This is a genomic window from Cupriavidus sp. 05T313, from assembly GCF_056396665.1.
In genome coordinates, this window is the sequence record NZ_JBFTLX010000514.1 from 1 (window position 1) to 1,251 (window position 1,251).

Genomic DNA, 1,251 nt, shown 5'->3' on the forward strand with positions numbered 1-1,251 from the left:
TTTCCTCGTGCGCGCCTTCTCAAGCGATGGAATCGACGAATTCATCGCTCATATGCTGACTATCGAGGCAGCTCTTGGGCTTAGGAGCGATTACGGGAAGGAAAAGCAGGTTTTGCCCAAGCTTAACGGTCCGAAACGAATCGAGTGCCGCATAAGCGCATTGCTGAATTCTCCTGCGGATGGCGCGTTGTACGACTGGTTGTTCGACCTCCGTAGTGTATTTTTACATGGGCGGCAGATGACAGCGATTGGCGCGGAGTATCGACTGCAAGCCGGGTCCTTGGCTCGCAGGGTCGCAAGAGCAGTGCTGGAACGCGCGGTAGCCGGTGGGGAGCTTGCAAAGAGCTGTGAGGACTTTGCCACCAACCTGTTGGTGCAAGGGGGGGGCAAAGTTGCAAGGCAAGAAAAAGGGGTAGAGAGAGGGAGGCCGACGCCCCGAAACAGCGAGAACTCGCCGATTTCGGGGGCCTTCCATGCTACGCGCCTAGGTCAGAGTCGTGAGACCGTGACAAACGCCACAGCTACGACGGCCGGCAGCACGAATGCAACCAGCGGACTCACGCCGGCAGTGCTCAGGACCGCAAAGGCACCCAAGATTGCCGACATGGCTTGACCCAAGCCGTCCGGAGCTGTTGTTTTTGGTTGAGCCATGTGCCCTCCCTATTCAACATTGCCATCAGTCTCATGAAGAGGCGGGAATGGCGACCCAGACTTTGCTGTCTATTCTTCATTTCAGCAGCGGAACGGCGACAGCAACCCGACTGCTCGGTTGTCGAGCATCGTAGCCAAGCTACGATGCCCAAGCGTTCGGGAAAAAAGAGTGCGCGATTCTATCACATCCTGGCTGCGAAGTGACGCGGTCAATGACCCTGCCGCCTCTGTCAGCTCCGGTCCCAAGGCCACGGTTTCATTCCTTCCGCATGGCGGTTCGCCCCTCCAACGCAAATTGTATAGACATTTGGTGATGTATAAGCCAAAAACCACAAGATATAGTGTTCTGATGCTTTAATCTCCGTGATATAGTAGGAAATTGGCACTCTGGGGGGTAAGAGTGCTAGTCATTTTCATGGCGCGCGGGTGTAGTCAGCGGTCCCTTTGTTTTGGCTATGGGGTTGTGAGATGAATACAGCGAAATCGCGTTTCCAAGTTCTCGCGCTGTCCGGCGGCGGGTACCGAGGGCTGTTTACGGCTCGTATCCTGGCCGAGATTGAACAGCAAATCGGTGCGCCCGTCGGCTCGCGGTTCGACCTC

General features: G+C 56.1%; 1 protein-coding gene. It reads left to right on the forward strand.

Going from position 1 to position 1,251, the window contains the following annotated elements; genetic code table 11:
- The coding region (locus AC1DKD_RS41355; RefSeq protein ID WP_477144757.1) for a hypothetical protein at positions 1–613 on the forward strand (613 nt) is incomplete at its 5' end.
- Positions 614–1,251: the final 638 nt, after the last annotated feature.